The organism is Leclercia sp. UBA2479, from assembly GCF_002341985.1.
Taxonomy (GTDB): Bacteria; Pseudomonadota; Gammaproteobacteria; order Enterobacterales; family Enterobacteriaceae; genus Enterobacter; species Enterobacter pneumoniae.
In genome coordinates this window covers 45,690-61,947 of sequence record NZ_DDPB01000004.1, presented here as the reverse complement: position 1 = coordinate 61,947, position 16,258 = coordinate 45,690, and the positions used below count along the sequence as shown (strand labels likewise).

The window sequence follows — 16,258 nt, the reverse complement described above, 5'->3', positions numbered from 1 at the left end:
GCCGGTGTGATCGGCGCGGTCACCAATTTCGTCTGTATCAAACATAAATTTATGTCATAGTGCGACGTAATGAATTTCCTGGGAGCCAGCCAAAGCAATGAAACGTCCGGACTACAGAACACTTCAGGCGCTTGATGCCGTTATTCGTGAACGCGGTTTTGAACGCGCGGCGCAAAAGCTGTGCATTACGCAATCCGCCGTATCACAACGTATCAAACAGCTGGAGAACATGTTCGGGCAGCCGCTGCTGGTTCGTACCGTACCACCGCGCCCAACCGAACAGGGGCAGAAGTTGCTGGCGTTGTTGCGTCAGGTTGAGCTGCTTGAAGAGGAGTGGCTGGGTGACGAGCAGACCGGCTCTACCCCACTGCTGCTGTCACTGGCGGTAAACGCCGACAGTCTGGCGACATGGCTGCTGCCCGCGCTGGCGCCGGTCTTATCCGATTCGCCCATTCGTCTGAACCTGCAGGTTGAAGATGAAACCCGCACCCAGGAGCGTCTGCGTCGCGGGGAAGTGGTAGGCGCAGTCAGTATCCAGCCTCAGGCGCTGCCAAGCTGCCTGGTAGACCAACTGGGGGCGCTGGATTACCTGTTCGTCGGGTCAAAAGCTTTTGCCGACCGCTATTTCCCGAACGGCGTGACCCGTGCCGCGCTGCTTAAAGCCCCTGCCGTGGCGTTCGACCATCTGGATGATATGCACCAGGCATTTTTACAACAGAACTTCGACCTGCCGCCAGGCAGCGTGCCGTGCCATATTGTTAACTCGTCAGAGGCCTTTGTGCAGCTGGCGCGTCAGGGCACCACCTGCTGTATGATTCCGCACTTGCAGATTGAGAAAGAGTTGAACAGCGGCGAGCTTATCGACCTGACGCCAGGTCTCTATCAGCGCCGGATGTTGTACTGGCACCGTTTTGCGCCGGAAAGCCGCATGATGCGCAACGTGACGGATGCGCTGCTGGCCCACGGGCATAAGGTATTAAGACAGGATTAAACGTGAAAACCCTCTCCGGCTGGAGAGGGTTTAAGTGAAGCGTAAATCGTTACTGCGCTTTAGCTGCCGTATCCTGCTGCTGACCCTGCGCAGGCTCAAGCTGGAACACCACATCAACCTGATCATCAAACTGAATCGTTGGCTGCTCGTAGGTTTCCTGTGCGGAGACCGGTGCTGAATCGGCCTTCATCATACGAACCATCGGGCTCGGCTGGTAGTTAGAGACGTGATAACGAACACTGTACACTGGCCCCAGCTTACTGTTGAAACCGGAAGCCAGCTGCTGCGCCTGACGCACGGCATCATCAATCGCCGCTTTACGTGCTTCGTCTTTGTATTTTTCAGGTTGCGCAACGCCCAGTGAGACGGAGCGAATCTCGTTCAGCCCCGCTTTCAGCGCGCCATCCAGTAGAGAGTTAAGTTTATCGAGCTGACGCACGGTCACCTCCACCGTACGCACGGCACGGTAGCCTTTCAGAATGCTTTTACCGTTCTGGTAATCGTAATCTGGCTGGGTACGCAAGTTGGCTGAGTTGATATCCTTTTTACCTACGCCGTTCTGCTCAAGGAAAGAGAGATATTGCGCAACACGGTCGTCAGCCTGCTTCTTGGCTGTCGCGGCGTCTTTTGCCGCCACGTTCACTTCAATGGCCAGGGTGGCGATATCCGGTACCGCATCCACGCTTGCCGTACCTGAGGTAACAATATGCGGGCTGTCAGGCAATTCGCTGGCCTGAACAGATACGGCGGCAAAACCCATTAATGTCGCCAGGGCGATTGCATTCAACTTCACTTTCATTCCTCCATGCTGCGAAAGAGTGCCCATGTAACAGGGCGCATGCCAGCAAGCTTAGCGGCTGCTGGCCTATTGTCCATAAGACAACGCTTAGTTGAATAGTTCACGCACGTGATAAATACCCTCTTTCGCCAACTGGAAGGCGATAAACCACATCACCAGCCCCACCAGGATGTTGATAATGCGCTGGGCTTTGGCGGTGCGCAGTCGCGGAGCCAGCCAGGCGGCGAGCAGCGCCAGACCGAAGAACCACAAGAATGAGGCGCTAATTGTCCCCAGCGCAAACCAGCGCTTCGGCTCTACGTCGAGCTGCCCCCCCAGACTGCCCAGTACGACAAAGGTATCAAGATAAACGTGCGGATTAAGCCAGGTGACGGCCAGCATAGTGACAATCAACTTCCAGCGTCCCTGCTTCATTACTTCGGCGGTCGCCAGTTCCAGATTACTGCTCATTGCGGTTTTCAGGGCGCCAAATCCATACCAGAGTAAAAACGCCACTCCGCCCCAGGTCACCAGCGCCATCAGCCACGGTGACTGCATTAACAGGGCGCTTCCGCCAAAGATCCCCGCGCAAATGAGCAGCAGATCGCTCACGGCACATAGCAGCGCAATCATCAGGTGATACTGGCGACGTATCCCCTGATTCATCACAAAGGCATTTTGTGGGCCGAGGGGGAGTATCATGGCCGCGCCTAGTGCAAGACCTTGAAAATAATAGGATAACATTCTTAATGTCTCATGCTGTTGTCTTAAGTGCAGACTATACTGCCAGAGCTTCATTAGTTGAAATTGATATTATTAATTGTTAATTAAAATAATTAATGGCAGTGGTGATTATTGTATAACAGAATCAATTCCGTTTATTTAACTCACCAGGGATTGGTATGAAACATCATCGTAGAATGTTTTGTCTGTCGTTAGTTCTCACTGCCCTTTTCATGTCCTGCGCTGTTGGCCACGCGCAAACTGTGTTGCGCTACACCGATCACGAACCCTATGGCAACATGCGAACACGAGCCATCAACGAGATTTTTTTCCATGCAGTTGAGCGTGAATCTCAGGGAAAGGTAAAAATAGAAGCTCACTGGGGAGGTGAGCTCTCCGCCAGCTACAATGCGCTTACCACCGTTGCCGAGGGCAAAATAGCGGATATGGGTATTGTGGTTCCGGAGTATTCACCCGCCCAACTCCCTCTGCACCAGATTTTCAAAAGCTTCCCTGTTGGGCCGGATACGGGCGCAGCTCAGGTCGCCTTTTTTAAACACATATTTTTGCAGAATCCACAGTTCAGCTGCGAGCTGAACAACAACAACCTGATCAATCTGCAATTTTTCCTGGGCTATCCAGCCGGATTTTTCAGCACGGTACCGTCGCTACGGTTCGATGCGCTGGAGGGAACCCGCTGGCGCACAGCCAGCTTTTGGCACCAGGCGTGGCTCAGGAACGCGGGAGGAACGCCAATCTCAATGCCCTGGAACAACAACATTAGCGGGGCGTTGCGCAGCGGGCAGCTTGATGGTCTTCTGGTAAATCTTGATAGCGCCTGGGACATTCAGGCGCAGCGCGCTGCGCCGTGGGTAAGTTACTCTCCCGCGATGTGGCTGGGACATGTTTATCTATTAGCGATTAATAAAGAGGTGTGGGCGGCGCTGGATGCAAAAGATCAGGCTGCCATTCAACGGGCGGCGGCATCAACGGAAAAGCAACTGGGCACGCTACTCGACAAGAGTGTTCGTTCCCTGGGTAAGCGGATGGCAAAAGAGGGGGCTCACCTTCACATCCTGAGCCATGCAGAGCTCGCGCGTTGGCAGGAAGCCACGAATTATCAACAGGTACAGGCAGAATGGATCCAGATTCAGGAAGAGAAAGGCAATAAAGATGCCGCTCTGATAATGCGTGCCGTGGGATTAGCGCTTAAGGATGCCTTGCAAAAATAGCCTTTAAACGACGCCCCCGCGATGCGTGGGCGTCATTAAACGGGTGTCAGTTATTCACTCGCGTTCTCTTTCACTCGCTTAAAGTTAACGTCCATCTGCGGATACGGGAAGCTAATACCGTTGGCATCGAAATCACGTTTGATGCGCTCCAGTACGTCCCAGTAAACGCTCTGCAGATCGCTGCTGTTACTCCAGACACGAACCACAAAGTTAATTGATGAGGCACCCAGCTCGTTGAGACGCACCGTCTTTTCACGATCGTTCAGAATACGATCGTCGGAGTCGATGATGTTGGTGAGCAGCTGTTTCACTTTATCAATATCAGAATCATACGCGACACCAATAATAAACTCGTTACGACGTACCGGTTCGCGTGAGAAGTTGATGATGTTATTAGCGATGATTTTACCGTTCGGGATGACCACGATACGGCCATCTACGGTACGCATAGTGGTAGAGAAGATCTGCACCTGCAATACCGTACCTGCCACCCCACCCAGATCAACGTACTCGCCGGAGCGGAACGGGCGGAAGGTCACCAGCAGCACGCCAGCCGCCAGGTTCGACAGGGAGCCCTGCAACGCCAGGCCAATCGCCAGACCGGCGGCACCCAATACGGCGATAACCGATGCCGTTTGCACCCCGACGCGGCCAAGCGCGGCGATCAGCGTAAAGGCAATAATACCGTAACGAACCAGCGCGGAGAGAAAGTCCGCAACCGTGGCATCAATGTGACGCGCGCGCATTACGCGGTTAACCGCATTCGAAATGATTCGCGCGACAATCATCCCGATGATGATGATCGCAATCGCCGCAACGATGTTTACCGCATAACTCAGCAGTAGCGCCTGGTTACGCACCAGCCAGGAGCCAGCGTTATTGATGCTATCTACAACACCGAGATCTTCCATTTATCTATCCTTATGCTCATTCAACGTCAGAACCCTCCCACAGAGGGACAGGCAAGTGAGTAAAGGGTAAACAAAAAGCCAGGGTTTTGCCAAACAGATCACAAAATCAGGATTTACAGCTTATTGAAAAAGCATAAAAAAAGGCCCGCACAGGCGGGCCTTTCTGAGGCTGTTAGCAGCGCAAATTACAGAACGTCAACCGCGTTCAGCTCTTTGAAGGCCTGCTCCAGACGCGTCACCATGGATGACTGGGCAGCACGCAGCCATACGCGCGGATCGTAGTATTTCTTGTTCGGCTGGTCTTCGCCTTTCGGGTTACCCAGCTGACCTTGCAGATACGCTTCGTTGGTTTTGTAGTACTGCAGGATACCGTCCCAGGTTGCCCATTGGGTATCGGTATCGATGTTCATTTTGATAACGCCGTAGCTGACGGAATCTTTGATTTCCTGAGCAGAAGAACCGGAACCGCCGTGGAAGACGAAGTTCAGGCTGTTGTGCGGCAGGTTGTGTTTCTTAGAAACGTATTCCTGAGAATCACGCAGGATGGTCGGGGTCAGAACCACGTTACCTGGTTTGTAAACGCCATGCACGTTACCGAAGGACGCTGCGATAGTGAAGCGTGGGCTGATTTTGCTCAGCTCGGTGTAAGCGTAATCAACATCTTCTGGCTGAGTGTACAGGGCAGAAGCGTCCATGTGGCTGTTGTCCACGCCGTCTTCTTCACCACCGGTGCAACCCAGTTCGATTTCCAGAGTCATGTCCATTTTGGCCATACGCGCCAGATATTTGGAGCAGATCTCGATGTTCTCTTCCAGAGACTCTTCAGACAGGTCAATCATGTGAGAAGAGAACAGTGGCTTGCCGGTAGCTGCGTAGTGTTTTTCACCCGCATCCAGCAGACCATCGATCCACGGCAGCAGTTTCTTCGCGCAGTGGTCAGTGTGCAGGATGACTGGAACACCGTAATGTTCAGCCATCTGGTGTACATGGTGTGCACCAGAGATAGCACCCAGGATAGCCGCGCCCTGAGGAACGTCAGTTTTCACGCCTTTACCTGCGATGAACGCAGCACCACCGTTGGAGAACTGAACGATAACCGGTGCTTTAACTTTCGCAGCGGCTTCCAGTACGGCGTTGATGGAGTCGGTACCCACGCAGTTAACAGCAGGCAGAGCAAAGTTGTTTTCTTTAGCTACCTGGAACACTTTCTGAACGTCATCACCGGTGATTACGCCAGGTTTTACGAAATCAAAAATTTTAGACATGTTGCGAGTCCTGTATCTTCGGCCTTGGAAAGGGATGCGTGCTTTAAAGCGCGCTAATAATTGGGCAGGTTACCCTGCCCTTAAATGGCTTACTTCTTCGCGCGCTCTTCGAGCATTGCTACTGCCGGCAGAACTTTGCCTTCCACGAATTCGAGGAATGCGCCGCCGCCAGTGGAGATGTAGGAGATTTTGTCGGAAATACCGAACAGGTCGATTGCCGCCAGGGTATCACCACCGCCTGCGATGGAGAACGCTTCGCTGTCAGCAATCGCGTTAGCCACGGTTTCAGTACCTTTACGGAAGTTCGGGAATTCGAACACGCCAACCGGGCCATTCCACAGAATGGTTTTGGCGTTTTTCAGGATCTCTGCCAGACGCTGTGCAGAGACGTCGCCGAGGTCCAGAATCTGCTCTTCATCTTTAATATCAGAGACAGATTTCAGGGTCGCGGTCGCGGTTTCAGAGAACTCGGTCGCCACGCGAACGTCGGTTGGAACCGGGATATCGCAGGTAGTCAGCAGGCGTTTCGCTTCATCAACCAGATCGGCTTCGTACAGGGATTTACCCACGTTGTGGCCCTGGGCCGCGACGAAGGTGTTTGCGATACCACCGCCAACGATCAGCTGGTCCGCGATTTTGGACAGAGAGTCCAGAACGGTCAGTTTGGTAGACACTTTAGAACCGCCGACGATAGCAACCATTGGACGTGCTGGTTCTTTCAGGGCTTTACCCAGTGCTTCCAGTTCGTCAGCCAGCAGTGGGCCTGCACAGGCGACATCAGCGAATTTACCGATACCGTGGGTAGAGGCTTGCGCGCGGTGAGCGGTACCAAAAGCATCCATAACGAATACGTCACAGAGTGCAGCATATTTTTTGGACAGCGCTTCGTCGTCTTTCTTTTCGCCTTTGTTAAAGCGAACGTTTTCCAGCACTACCAGCTCGCCTTCAGCCACTTCAACGCCATCCAGGTAATCTTTTACCAGGCGCACCGGGCTGGACAGTTTGTCTTTCAGGTAATTAACAACCGGCAGCAGAGAGAACTCTTCGTTGTACTCGCCTTCGGTCGGACGACCCAGGTGGGAAGTTACCATCACTTTAGCGCCTTGTTTCAGGGCCAGCTCGATGGTCGGCAGAGAAGCACGGATACGCGCGTCACTGGTCACTTTGCCGTCTTTAACCGGTACGTTCAGATCTGCACGGATGAAAACGCGTTTACCAGCCAGATCCAGATCGGTCATCTTAATTACAGACATGGTGAATCCTCTCGTTGATTCTTAAAGTTTTGCAGGCGCTTTACGCGCCTTACCTGAAACCTTTAGCGGCCATTGCTAACGTGGTGTCGAGCATCCGGTTAGCAAAGCCCCATTCGTTGTCGCACCAGACCAGCGTTTTGATTAAGTGCGCTCCACTGACCCGCGTTTGGGTGCCATCGACAATGGCACTGTGCGGATCGTGGTTGAAATCAATTGAGACCAACGGTAATTCCGTATAGTCAACTATACCATGAAATGCTTGCTGTGCCGCTTTTTGCAGCAACAGGTTGACTTCACAGGCTTTTACCGGTTTTTTCACGGTAACGCTGAGGTCAATTGCCGTCACGTTGATGGTCGGTACGCGCACGGCAATGGCTTCAAAACGGTCGTTAAACTGCGGGAAAATGCGCGAAATACCGGCGGCCAGTTTGGTGTCTACCGGGATAATCGACTGGCTCGCAGCACGCGTGCGTCGCAGGTCAGGATGATAGGCATCAATAACCTGCTGATCGTGCATGGCAGAGTGGATTGTGGTGACGGTACCCGACTCGATGCCATACGCATCATCTAACAGTTTAATGACCGGAATAATGCAGTTGGTGGTGCAGGAAGCATTGGAGACAAGGCGGTGTTCAGCTTGCAGTTCATGGTGATTCACACCATAGACCACAGTAGCATCGAGATCGTTGCCGCCAGGATGAGAGAAAAGAACCTTTTTCGCGCCCGCCGCAAGATGCGCTTCGCCATGCTCGCGGCTGCCGTATACGCCGGTGCAGTCGAGCACCACATCTATGCCCAACTCGCGCCAGGGCAGCGCATCAAGGCTGCGTTCATGCAGAACCCGAATGGCATCGTCACCGACAAAAAGCTGCTCTCTTTCCTGACGAACGTCCCAGGCAAAGCGCCCATGGCTGGTGTCATATTTCAACAAATGCGCCATGCCAGCAGCATCGGCCAGTTCATTGATTGCCACCACGGTGATTTCCGCACGGCGCCCGGATTCATATAAAGCACGAACCACGTTGCGTCCGATGCGACCGAAGCCATTAATCGCTATGCGTACGGTCATAAGTCTCCTGCAAGGCTATCCTTGATTCGAGGTGGCTGACAGAGTAATGCAGCGACGCTCAGAGGGGAATGCTTGCCTGTCACAAACTGCAACTGATTGGTCATTTGTCGAACACATAATCGACTGAAACGCTTCAGCCAGAATAAGCGAAACGTGGAATAAAAGGAACGTTCCAGCGGAGTGATTCGCCATTTATCTGACTTGCGTCACATTTTCTCCGTTAAAAGCGCGTCCAATTATTCCAGTCAGGCAAACCTGTATTCCCCTGCTGCCGTCATCTGCAATACCACATCAGCCTGGCGACTCTGGCTAAGCACACGATCGACGTTCGGGCCATCTGTGCGCAGATAAAATGCCTGCGCCTCGTCTGGTGATAACCCCCCTGCTATCTTGCGCTGCACCAGCCGTTCACGCAGCGCCGATGGTGGGGCTGTGATAAAAACCGATAAATCACAAAATACTTCCAGCGCTTTCCATTTTTCGTCATCAAGCAGGAGCCAGTTGCCTTCAACGATCGCAATACTCGCCGTTACCGTAATAGCCGCTTCGACAGGATCGTGTTTTTGTCTGTCATACTGCGGCCAGTGTGCGATTGGCTCGCGAAGCTGAGCCAAATTTGCGGCAAGTTTATCAACGTTAAAGGTCTCCGGAGCGCCTTTAAACGTGCGTAAATGGTTGGCGTCCAGCCAGGCGTTGTAGTGATGGAAACCGTCCATCGGCAGCGTCTGGATGCTGGGCAGGTCGGGGGCTTGCCGGGAGAGGTACTCCCAGAACGTTGTGAGCGTCGATTTACCTGTCCCCGGGGGGGCGCTGAGGAAAACAACGGTTCTGGATTGCGGGTTCTCCCTGTGTCGCTTCGCTATGTGCTGTAGCAAGGGAAGATGTACGTTTTGGATTTCATCATCTGAATACTGAGCGTCAACCGGTAATCCATTCACCGTCAGGCTAATTTTCACGGGTCTAATTCCTTAAGTATTGCCGTTATCGCCAGCGTCATTGCCGTTTTGACCATGCCCGTAAACCGCACTTCAGACCACGCGGCAAAGTCAGCAAACTTCATCGACTCAAGGGCGTTAAATAAGGTGGCATTGCGGGTAATGCTATTCACGTTGCTGATGAAATCCCAGGTGATGTCATCTGCAAAACCCGGGATCTCTTTTTGCTCCTGAAGATAGTGATAGAACTGCGAGAAATGGGTGATATCGGCATACAACCATTTCTCCATTTTCCCCAGGGCAAAAATCAAACGCAGCGCCACGGTAATATCGTCTAACGGCCCGCTTTGCGCGAGTAACGGCTTCACTGCATATTCCACAATTTCTTCATCATTATTGACGAACAACGACGGCAGAAAACGTCTGATACCCAGCAGCAAGATCTCATTTGCTTTTGCCATAAACGCGAGTAAATCCGTCTGAGCATCCAGTTGCTCAATTACGTCATCTTCGATTAGCGTCGTCATTCGTTTCTCGATAAATCACCATGAATGCAGAGAGTCTATAATATTACACGTCCGGTCCGCGCCGCCGATGAGTAAAGTTTGCGTGCGCACGCCGTCCGTCACCTGTTGAATGCCATTGACGAGATCCCCTCCGGTCACGCCCGTGGCGGAGAAAATAACGTCCTCTCCTGCAACGAGTTCGCCCAGTGAGTAGACGCGGTTTATCACCACGCCCATTGCTTCACAGCGCAGGCGTTCGCTGGCGGCGATACGATGATTCTCTTCCGACTCCCCTTTCGCCTGACAAAAGTCGATAAGCTCTGCCTGCATATCTCCCCCCAGTGCCGCGACCGCACAGGCGGAGATCACCCCTTCTGGCGCGCCACCGAGGGTATACATCACATCGTACTGATTATCCCGCAGACAGGTCATTACGCTTGCCGCCACGTCTCCGTCGGGTAAGGCAAAGACCTTCACGCCAAGAGCGGTTGCTTCATCAATGGTCGCCCGCATTCGGGGCTTATCGAGCGTGACCAGCCGCAATTTGTCCAGAGGTTTACCCAGCGCCTGCGCCACATTACGTAGATTGTCGACCAGCGGTAAATGGAGATCAATGGCCCCCTTCGCCAGCCGGTTCACCACCAGCTTTTTCATATACATATCGGGGGCATGAAGCAAACTCCCCGTTGGCGCAAACGCCATTACCGCCAGGGCATTGTTTTGCCCCATCGCCACCATCCGGGTACCTTCGATAGGATCAACCGCAATATCCACGCGAGGCCCGCAGCCCTGTCCGACCTCTTCGCCAATCCACAGCATTGGCGCATGGTCAATTTCACCCTCGCCAATAACAATGCGGCCACGTATCAGCATATTGTTGAGAGACTGACGCATTGAGCTTACCGCCAGTCCGTCGATTTTATTTTTGTCACCGCACCCGATTTGAGGCCAGGCAGCAAGCGCCGCCTGCTCCGTTGTGCGAAACAGCGGCCAGGCAAGCGACATCATGCCAATGCCTCCCCGGTATCAACGCCAAAGTGCGCCAGAAGATATTTTTCTGCCTGCTCATTCCAGATGCCATGCGTTTCGGCAACCAACCTGGCCAACGCGTTAAACAACGGGTCGGTCTTCCCTTTCTCGGCAAAATCGGCAATCGCCGTCAAAGGCATGGTCACACCGTTGTAGATGAGCTTTTTACCCCCCGGAATGTTGGGCAAATTGAGGACAGTTTCAGGTACCGCATCCAGCCCGCCGATATGTGTCACCATAAAGGAGGGTTGCAGCTTCCCTGAGGCGCTAAGCGCTATCGCTTCTTTCATATCGTCAGTTGAGCCGCCTGAGGTGCCCACCACGTGCGTGCTGTTGTAATGCACGTTATAAAAGTTGAAGGGAACCTTGAAGGCTTTATCCGTAGGGCCGGCGAAGAAGTTAAGGCAGCCATCCTCCGCCAGCAGTTCGTCGGCCATCTCAACCACTGACGCAACCGCTGCATAAACAAAGACGTCGTCAAAACCGACATCGTTAGTCAGCGCGCGCAAAGCCGCCGCAGGATTTTCCATACCCGACGTGTTGATATAAATGAGCTCAATGCCCTTTTGGGCCGCCAGTTCAACGGGTAATAGTTTACGGGCCTGCGCCAGGCGAGTTTCATCAATATCAACCACCACAATACGAGCAGGCTGAATACCGCCGTTAATGGCGTAATCTATTGCACCAATTCCCATCGGCCCGGCACAGGCCAGCAGGGCCAGATTACCACCGGGCTTTATTCCCATTCGATGTTCGTAGACATATTGCGTAGTATGGTAATTCGCTTTATAGGCGCCAATAATGCAACAGGTTGGCTCCGCCAGCGATGCGGCGGCAAAATAGGAGCCGCTATAAGGTAATACGCAGCCCAGATTTACCGCTATTTCCGGAATAATCATATAGGTCGCGTTGCCACCAAAATACTCATAGCTATACCCGGCCGAATAACCGCTCGGTAACCCCATGGCGGGTTGTAAAACAAAACGTTGTCCTTTTTTATATTTCCCGACCAGGTTTTTCCCTACCTCAACAATAACGCCTGCACATTCGTGCCCGGTAATAACGGGATGGTTTTCTAAATCATCCGGTACGCGTTTATGATCGCTTCCCAGCATTGCCGCTTTCCAGGTAGATAAACAGACGCTATCCGAAATAACGCTCACCAGTAATTCATTATCGGTAATCGCAGGCAGTTCGAATTCGCGTAAACGTACATCACCCTTACCGTATATCGCGGCGACTTTTGTTTTCATGATAAACCTCTATGAATTTGATTAGATTTCAGCAGTGAGTTTTTTGAACAGCACATCAAGCTGTGGGTCGCCGATATAATTATTAATAAGAATGAGTGGCTTTTCTGATACTCGTTTTACGCGCCCTTCAAAACTGGCATGCGTCACCACCATATCCGCATCGGCGGGAATATTTTCAATGGCATAATGTTTTACCTCGATAACAAGACCACTCTTCTCAAGCCGTTTACGGAATGTTGTCGCGCCCATTGCGCTTGATCCCATTCCTGCATCACATACAAAAGCAATTCGCTTAACGTTCTTGAGAGAAAATGTGCCCGCCTGCTTCATGGATTTCATCGCCTGGGTTGATTCCGTAAAGCGATCTTCCTTTTCCGTTTCCACGGATTTTTCCATTTTCAAAATCAATGAGGTCACGGCGAAGGTCACCAGGGTCCCTACGGCAACACCCGCGAGGGTGGCGATAAATGACCCCTTCGGCGTTAAGGCGAGATAGGCAAAAATGGATCCTGGGCTCGGTCCAGCCACCAGTCCGCCGCCGAGCACATTAAAGGTCCAGGTGCCAGCCATCCCCCCTGCAATCATGCCTATCAGCGTCAGGGGTTTCATCAGGACATACGGGAAATAGAGTTCATGAATGCCGCCAAGGAAATGAATGATCATTGCTCCGGGCGCCGAGCGTTTACTCATCCCCTTGCCAAAGAAGGAAAACGCGAGGAGCAAGCCGAGCCCTGGCCCAGGGTTAGAGGCCACCATAAAGAAGATGGACTTACCCTCTACGGAAGCCTGCTGCATGCCCAGCGGATAGTAGACTCCCTGATCGATAGCATTATTCAGGAACAGAATTTTGGCCGGTTCATTAATTACCGATAACAGAGGGAGATAGCCCGCATGCACCAGCGCCTCGATGCACTCTTTAACAAAGGTATTGGCAATCAGAACCGCCGGGCCAATCACTTCAAATCCGAGCAGGCAAAGCAGCATGCCCGAGATACCGAGTGAAAAATTGTTGATCACCATCTCAAAACCGGCCGGGATGCGTTTCTCTAAAGCCCGGTCGATCTGTTTAATGATCAGCCCCCCTAGCGGTCCCATGATCATGGAGCCCAGGAACATCGGGATATCCGCGCCCACGATCACCCCAATGGTGCCGATGCCCCCCATTACCGCGCCACGTTTTCCGCCAATCAGATGCCCCCCGGTGGAACCAATCATCATCGGCAGTAAATAGGTAATCATCGGACCGACTATTTTTGCGAAATGCTCATTGGGTAGCCAGCCTGTAGGAATAAATAACGCAGTAATGAATCCCCAGGCAATAAAGGCGCCAATATTAGGGATGACCATCGCCGTTAAAAAGCCACCAAAAGCCTGGACTTTAGCGCGAGCAGACTTATTTTCCATAATAGTATCCTGTAAAGGAAAGCGTGATTAAGCGTTAGCAATAATATCGGTGAGTTGTTTTTCTGTATCACAATCTAACAAAGACGTTAAGTTTTCTTCCTCTGATAATAACTCACTGAGGGCCTGGATTGCCTCAATATGTGAATCTGCGTCAGCCGCCGATAACCCGATTAATAGCTTTACAGGTTCATCATTATTATCGAACATGACTCCTTGCTTTAATAAGGTTAAAGACATGCCTGTTTTTAATGCGCCATGTTCTGGTCTGGCGTGGGGCATCGCAACACCGGGAGCCAAAATATAATAGGGTCCGTTATGCTGCGTTGTATCTTTAATGGCCTGAATATATTGCGCGTTGACATAACCATTTTTTAGCAATGATGCCATACTGTGATCAATGGCTTGCTGCCAGTTATCAGCGGAATGTTTTATCTTTATTGATTCATCGGGAAAATAACTTATAAGTCGCATAATCACCCTCTTATTTTAGGTTCGGGCTGAACGTAAAAATAAAATACGCGGGGAAATGCTTTAAGGCAAATTAAGCAAATACGAAAGGTCAATACTAATGGAAAAAATCAAAACGTTATTAAACAATTATTTGTGAAGATAATTTAATTTTGCAACTGTTTAAATGGGATCTTCACTGCAGATATACAAAATACCTATTATTAAAATTTGTGATAAAAATCAAGTTTCAGCTATTGCTTCACATTTAATTCGTGATCTTAGCCATAAAAAAACCAGGCGACTTTTGGTCTGCCTGGCTTTGCGATTTCAGCCCCGGGCGTATAACGCGCCGGGGAAAATATCAATTACAGCAACGCTTTCGCTTTCGCGACTACGTTCTCAACGGTGAAGCCGAACTCTTCGAACAGCTGCTCCGCTGGTGCAGACTCACCGAAGGTGGTCATACCAACGATAGCGCCGTTCAGGCCCACGTATTTGAACCAGTAGTCTGCGATACCGGCTTCCACTGCCACGCGAGCGGAAACCGCTTTAGGCAATACGGATTCACGGTATGCCGCATCCTGCTTGTCGAACGCATCGGTAGACGGCATGGACACCACGCGCGCCTTCACGCCTTCGGCAGTCAGTTTTTCCCATGCCGCTACGGCCAGCTCAACTTCAGAACCGGTAGCGATGAAGATCAACTCAGGCTGGCCTGCGCAATCTTTCAGCACGTAACCACCGCGCGCGATGTTAGCCAGCTGCTCAGGAGTACGCTCCTGCTGTGCCAGGTTCTGACGGGAGAGGATCAGCGCGGTCGGGCCGTCCTGACGCTCAACGCCGTATTTCCACGCTACCGCGGATTCAACCTGGTCACATGGACGCCAGGTAGACATGTTCGGGGTCACGCGCAGGGAAGCTACCTGCTCAACCGGCTGGTGAGTTGGGCCATCTTCGCCCAGACCGATAGAGTCGTGGGTGTAGACCATCACCTGACGCTGTTTCATCAGCGCAGCCATACGCACGGCGTTACGCGCGTACTCAACGAACATCAGGAAGGTTGAGGTGTACGGCAGGAAACCACCGTGCAGGGAGATACCGTTAGCAATCGCGGTCATGCCGAATTCGCGCACGCCGTAATGAATGTAGTTACCGGCAGTGTCTTCGTTGATTGGCTTAGAACCGGACCAGATAGTCAGGTTAGACGGTGCCAGGTCAGCGGAGCCGCCCAGGAATTCTGGAAGCCAGGGACCGAACGCTTCAATCGCATTCTGAGACGCTTTACGGCTCGCGATTTTAGACGGATTAGCCTGCAGTTTAGCGATGAATTCGTTGGCTTTCGCATCGAAATCAGATGGCATTTCGCCTTTCATGCGACGGGTGAATTCAGCGGCTTCCTGTGGGAAAGCTTTCGCATAGGCAGCGAATTTCTCGTTCCATGCGGACTCTTTCGCCTGACCCATTTCTTTCGCATCCCACTGTGCATAGATCTCAGACGGGATTTCGAAGGCAGGGTGTTTCCAGCCCAGCGCTTCACGGGTCAGCGCAATTTCTGCGTCGCCCAGCGGCGCACCGTGGGAGTCGTGGGTGCCAGCTTTATTCGGGGAACCGAAACCAATGATGGTTTTGCACATCAGCAGGGATGGTTTATCCGTCACCGCACGTGCTTCTTCTACTGCGCGTTTAATCGAGTCAGCATCGTGGCCATCAACGCCACGCACCACGTGCCAGCCGTAGGCTTCGAAACGGGCTGCGGTATCGTCAGTGAACCAGCCTTCAACGTGACCATCGATAGAGATGCCGTTGTCATCGTAGAACGCAACCAGTTTGCCCAGCTTCAGGGTACCGGCCAGGGAGCACACTTCGTGAGAAATGCCTTCCATCATGCAGCCGTCACCCAGGAATGCGTAGGTGAAGTGATCAACGATGTCATGGCCCGGACGGTTAAACTGCGCTGCCAGCGTTTTTTCGGCAATCGCCATACCGACTGCGTTAGCAATACCCTGACCCAGCGGGCCGGTGGTGGTTTCTACGCCAGCGGTGTAACCCACTTCCGGGTGACCTGGAGTTTTAGAATGCAGCTGACGGAAGTTTTTCAGCTCTTCGATTGGCAGATCATAGCCAGTGAGATGCAGCAGGCTATAGATCAGCATTGAGCCGTGGCCGTTGGACAGCACGAAGCGGTCGCGGTCAGCCCATGCTGGGTTCTGCGGGTTATGGTTCAGGAAATCACGCCACAGGACTTCGGCAATATCAGCCATGCCCATCGGGGCACCCGGGTGGCCAGATTTGGCTTTTTGTACTGCGTCCATGCTCAGCGCACGGATAGCATTTGCAAGCTCTTTACGTGAAGACATTTTGACTCCAGATCGGACTGTTAAAGGCCATACCCTTGACGACAGCGCGTTTTGGGCTACGCCGGAAAAAAGTGCCAACAATGTAACCCAAGCGACAAAGCA

The 16,258-nt window shown here is 52.3% G+C and carries 15 protein-coding genes; 2 read left to right on the top strand and 13 right to left on the bottom strand.

The genetic code is table 11. The features are described 5' to 3' along the window. Positions 1 to 97 precede the first annotated feature (97 nt). Positions 98 to 991, top strand: coding sequence for a DNA-binding transcriptional regulator ArgP (gene argP / locus B3B59_RS03490; protein WP_040074124.1), 894 nt, complete (start codon positions 98 to 100; stop codon positions 989 to 991). 49 nt (positions 992 to 1,040) lie between these two features. Here argP and B3B59_RS03485 read toward each other — a convergent pair whose 3' ends face one another. After that, the gene (locus tag B3B59_RS03485; RefSeq protein ID WP_286808095.1) at positions 1,041 to 1,784 is read right to left on the bottom strand and encodes an oxidative stress defense protein; all 744 of its coding nucleotides are present in this window, start codon (positions 1,782 to 1,784) and stop codon (positions 1,041 to 1,043) included. A 93-nt stretch (positions 1,785 to 1,877) separates the two neighbouring features. Then, a complete protein-coding gene (argO, locus tag B3B59_RS03480; RefSeq protein ID WP_046887124.1) occupies positions 1,878 to 2,513 on the bottom strand; it encodes an arginine exporter ArgO in 636 nt (211 codons plus the stop codon). A 158-nt stretch (positions 2,514 to 2,671) separates the two neighbouring features. On the opposite strand from argO, the gene dctP reads away from it, so the two are divergent. Next, positions 2,672 to 3,724: a TRAP transporter substrate-binding protein DctP gene (gene dctP, locus B3B59_RS03475; protein ID WP_286808094.1), complete on the top strand. Its 1,053-nt coding sequence runs from the start codon at positions 2,672 to 2,674 to the stop codon at positions 3,722 to 3,724. 50 nt (positions 3,725 to 3,774) lie between these two features. Here the strand turns inward: dctP and B3B59_RS03470 are convergent, their stop codons facing one another. From B3B59_RS03470 to tkt, 11 genes are all read right to left on the bottom strand, one after another. Beyond that, positions 3,775 to 4,635 carry a small-conductance mechanosensitive channel MscS gene (locus B3B59_RS03470; RefSeq protein ID WP_046887126.1) on the bottom strand — a complete coding sequence of 287 codons (861 nt, stop codon included), beginning with the start codon at positions 4,633 to 4,635 and terminating at the stop codon, positions 3,775 to 3,777. A 185-nt stretch (positions 4,636 to 4,820) separates the two neighbouring features. Beyond that, positions 4,821 to 5,900, bottom strand: coding sequence for a class II fructose-bisphosphate aldolase (gene fbaA / locus B3B59_RS03465; RefSeq protein ID WP_040074120.1), 1,080 nt, complete (start codon positions 5,898 to 5,900; stop codon positions 4,821 to 4,823). 89 nt (positions 5,901 to 5,989) lie between these two features. After that, positions 5,990 to 7,153, bottom strand: a complete 1,164-nt coding sequence (pgk, locus tag B3B59_RS03460; protein ID WP_040074119.1) for a phosphoglycerate kinase — start codon at positions 7,151 to 7,153, stop codon at positions 5,990 to 5,992. A gap of 49 nt (positions 7,154 to 7,202) precedes the next feature. Beyond that, a complete protein-coding gene (gene epd, locus B3B59_RS03455; protein ID WP_286808093.1) occupies positions 7,203 to 8,222 on the bottom strand; it encodes an erythrose-4-phosphate dehydrogenase in 1,020 nt (339 codons plus the stop codon). A 245-nt stretch (positions 8,223 to 8,467) separates the two neighbouring features. Continuing rightward, positions 8,468 to 9,178, bottom strand: a complete 711-nt coding sequence (locus tag B3B59_RS03450) for a nucleoside/nucleotide kinase family protein (protein WP_286808092.1) — start codon at positions 9,176 to 9,178, stop codon at positions 8,468 to 8,470. Further along, positions 9,175 to 9,684 carry an MltR family transcriptional regulator gene (locus B3B59_RS03445; protein WP_040074116.1) on the bottom strand — a complete coding sequence of 170 codons (510 nt, stop codon included), beginning with the start codon at positions 9,682 to 9,684 and terminating at the stop codon, positions 9,175 to 9,177. The genes B3B59_RS03450 and B3B59_RS03445 overlap by 4 nt, the downstream gene beginning before the upstream one ends. Before the next feature lie 15 nt (positions 9,685 to 9,699). After that, complete coding sequence (glpX, locus tag B3B59_RS03440; RefSeq protein WP_286808091.1) at positions 9,700 to 10,671, bottom strand: class II fructose-bisphosphatase; 972 nt, start codon at positions 10,669 to 10,671, stop codon at positions 9,700 to 9,702. Beyond that, positions 10,668 to 11,945, bottom strand: coding sequence for a zinc-binding dehydrogenase (locus tag B3B59_RS03435; protein WP_046887130.1), 1,278 nt, complete (start codon positions 11,943 to 11,945; stop codon positions 10,668 to 10,670). The genes glpX and B3B59_RS03435 overlap by 4 nt, the downstream gene beginning before the upstream one ends. Before the next feature lie 21 nt (positions 11,946 to 11,966). After that, positions 11,967 to 13,349, bottom strand: a complete 1,383-nt coding sequence (locus B3B59_RS03430; protein ID WP_286808090.1) for a PTS mannitol transporter subunit IICB — start codon at positions 13,347 to 13,349, stop codon at positions 11,967 to 11,969. Positions 13,350 to 13,376: 27 nt separating this feature from the next. Beyond that, on the bottom strand, positions 13,377 to 13,820 hold the full coding sequence (gene cmtB / locus B3B59_RS03425; protein ID WP_286808089.1) for a PTS mannitol transporter subunit IIA: 444 nt from the start codon (positions 13,818 to 13,820) through the stop codon (positions 13,377 to 13,379). A gap of 344 nt (positions 13,821 to 14,164) precedes the next feature. Further along, positions 14,165 to 16,156 (bottom strand): transketolase, encoded by a 1,992-nt coding sequence (gene tkt, locus B3B59_RS03420; protein ID WP_040074111.1) that lies wholly within the window; start codon positions 16,154 to 16,156, stop codon positions 14,165 to 14,167. Between the last annotated feature and the right edge of the window lie 102 nt (positions 16,157 to 16,258).

Coding starts and splice junctions, on each gene's coding strand:
- argP (WP_040074124.1), top strand. CDS start 98: ATGAAACGTCCGGACTACAGAACACTTCAGGCGCTTGATGCCGTTATT.
- argO (WP_046887124.1), bottom strand. CDS start 2,513: ATGTTATCCTATTATTTTCAAGGTCTTGCACTAGGCGCGGCCATGATA.
- dctP (WP_286808094.1), top strand. CDS start 2,672: ATGAAACATCATCGTAGAATGTTTTGTCTGTCGTTAGTTCTCACTGCC.
- B3B59_RS03470 (WP_046887126.1), bottom strand. CDS start 4,635: ATGGAAGATCTCGGTGTTGTAGATAGCATCAATAACGCTGGCTCCTGG.
- fbaA (WP_040074120.1), bottom strand. CDS start 5,900: ATGTCTAAAATTTTTGATTTCGTAAAACCTGGCGTAATCACCGGTGAT.
- pgk (WP_040074119.1), bottom strand. CDS start 7,153: ATGTCTGTAATTAAGATGACCGATCTGGATCTGGCTGGTAAACGCGTT.
- epd (WP_286808093.1), bottom strand. CDS start 8,222: ATGACCGTACGCATAGCGATTAATGGCTTCGGTCGCATCGGACGCAAC.
- B3B59_RS03445 (WP_040074116.1), bottom strand. CDS start 9,684: ATGACGACGCTAATCGAAGATGACGTAATTGAGCAACTGGATGCTCAG.
- glpX (WP_286808091.1), bottom strand. CDS start 10,671: ATGATGTCGCTTGCCTGGCCGCTGTTTCGCACAACGGAGCAGGCGGCG.
- B3B59_RS03435 (WP_046887130.1), bottom strand. CDS start 11,945: ATGAAAACAAAAGTCGCCGCGATATACGGTAAGGGTGATGTACGTTTA.
- B3B59_RS03430 (WP_286808090.1), bottom strand. CDS start 13,349: ATGGAAAATAAGTCTGCTCGCGCTAAAGTCCAGGCTTTTGGTGGCTTT.
- cmtB (WP_286808089.1), bottom strand. CDS start 13,820: ATGCGACTTATAAGTTATTTTCCCGATGAATCAATAAAGATAAAACAT.
- tkt (WP_040074111.1), bottom strand. CDS start 16,156: ATGTCTTCACGTAAAGAGCTTGCAAATGCTATCCGTGCGCTGAGCATG.